Annotated in this window: 2 protein-coding genes; one reads left to right on the top strand and one right to left on the bottom strand. The window is 74.4% G+C overall.

Annotation, left to right across the window (positions count from 1 at the left end):
- Positions 1–91: 91 nt before the first annotated feature.
- A complete protein-coding gene (locus AB0D44_RS34305; protein ID WP_362598811.1) occupies positions 92–889 on the bottom strand; it encodes a VOC family protein in 798 nt (265 codons plus the stop codon).
- Between the two features lie 175 nt (positions 890–1,064).
- Between AB0D44_RS34305 and AB0D44_RS34300 the strand changes: the two genes are divergently transcribed.
- Complete coding sequence (locus AB0D44_RS34300; protein WP_362598808.1) at positions 1,065–1,910, top strand: sulfurtransferase; 846 nt, start codon at positions 1,065–1,067, stop codon at positions 1,908–1,910.
- The last annotated feature ends 124 nt before the right edge of the window (positions 1,911–2,034 follow it).

Below are 2,034 nucleotides of genomic sequence, written 5' to 3'. Positions count from 1 at the left end.
CGAGTACGTCCAGTACGCGGGAGCCCCTCCGCCTTGCGATGCACGGCACCGGACGACGCGGGCTTAACCGGCAAGATCCGAAAGAGACGACCTAGGCCGGCTTCCGCGACCGTGAGCGTACGAGGGTGAACACCGCGCCCTCGGGGTCCGCGACCGTGGCCACCCGCCCGATGGGCCCCTCGCGGGGCGGCTGCACGATCCGGCCGCCCAGGTCGCACACCCGGGCGGCGGCCGTGTCGGTGTCCTCGACCTCGAAGTACGCCATCCAGTGCGGGCCCCGGTCGTGCGGCAGCGAGCGGCCGACGCCGTGCACGGCCGCCACCGGGCGGCCCTCCAGGAGCAGCGTCACGTAGTCGAAGTCGTCCGAGGCGGTGGAGTGCGTCTGCGCCTCGTGGCCGAAGACGTGCTCGTAGAACTTGCCGACCGTCGAGGTGTCCTGGGTGACCAGCTCGTTCCAGACCGGAGTGCCCGGGGCGCCGTGCAGCCGGGTCCCCATGTGGCTCTGCGCCTGCCACAGCCCGAAGATCGCGCCCAGCGGATCGGAGCAGATCGCCACCCGCCCCGCGATGCCCGCGTCCAGCGGGCCCACCGCGACCGTGCCGCCGCACGAGCGGACCGCCTCCGCCGTGGCGTCGGCGTCGTCCGTGGCCAGGTAGGTGGTCCAGGCGACCGGTAGGTGCCGGTCGGGCGGCATCTCGCCGATGCCGGCCACCTCGCGGCCGTCCAACAGGGCCCGGACGTACGGGCCGAGCTGCTCGGGGCCGGGTACGTACTCCCAGCCGAACAGGTCGGCGTAGAAGTCCTCGGTGGTCCCGAGGCCGTGCACCATGAGGCTCACCCAGCACGGGGTGCCGGGCGTGCGCCGCATTGCTTCCGCTGCCTCGGTCATGTCAGCCGTCTCCTCCGTCGTGCCGGTGCCGCTGCTGATGCTTCCACTCGGGGAGCCCCGGCGCGCCCCGACCGGGCCGCACGGTCGGGGCCCGGGAGAGAGATGACCGGATCGGTGCGCCCGGCCGGTGACGGGTTTGTCACGCGAGTGCCGGGCGGGGAGGAAGATGGGCGGTATGACTGCGACAACAGCGATCCTCTCCGCCGCCGAACTCATGAGCGAACTGGCCGGTTCCCGGCCTCCCGTGCTGCTGGACATCCGTTGGCAGCTGGGCGGCCCCGACCAGCGCCCCGCGTACGAGGCCGGGCACCTGCCCGGCGCGGTGTACGTCGACCTCGACCGCGAACTGGCTGGTCCGGCGGGGTCGGGCGGGCGCCACCCGCTGCCGGACCCGGAGGCCTTCGGTGCCGTGATGCGACGGGCCGGGGTCTCGGCGGACGTGCCGGTGGTCGTGTACGACGGCGGCCAGGGCTGGTCCGCGGCCCGGGCGTGGTGGCTGTTGCGGTGGACGGGCCACGAGGACGTACGGGTCCTGGACGGCGGCCTGGCCGCGTGGACGTCAGCGGGGGGTGACGTATCGGCCGACCGGGTGAGCCCGGCCGAGGGCGATTTCAAGCCAACTCCGGGAGCGATCGGGCTGCTCGACGCGGACGGAGCGGCCGCCCGGGCGCGTGCGGGGGTGCTCCTGGACGCGCGTGCGGGGGAGAGGTACCGCGGGGAGGTCGAGCCGATCGACCCGGTCGGCGGCCACATCCCGGGCGCGCTGTCGGCCCCGACCGCGGAGAACACGGGGCCCGACGGCCGCTTCCTGCCGGCCGACGCCCTGCGGGCGCGCTTCGCGGCGCTCGGCGCCACCGGCGACACCCCGGTCGGCGTGTACTGCGGCTCGGGCGTCTCGGGCGCCCATGAGGTGCTGGCCCTGGAGGTGGCGGGCATCGCCTCCGACCTGTACGCGGGCAGCTGGTCGGAGTGGTGCGCGGACCCCGAGCGCCCGGTGGCCACGGGCCCGAACCCCGAATAGCCCCGAGGACCCCCGAGAAGCCACGCGGAGCGCAGCTGCTCGACGAGGTCGACGACCTGCTGGGCCGGGTTCTCCGGCAGCTCGACGTAGTCGTTCTCGGCCGAGTACTTCGCCGCGGCGATGC

Origin of the sequence: Streptomyces sp. NPDC048349, assembly GCF_040651925.1 — a bacterium.
Classification (GTDB): domain Bacteria; phylum Actinomycetota; class Actinomycetes; order Streptomycetales; family Streptomycetaceae; genus Streptomyces.
The sequence above is the reverse complement of the archived record's forward strand: the minus strand, read 5'-3'. Positions and strand labels throughout refer to the sequence as shown.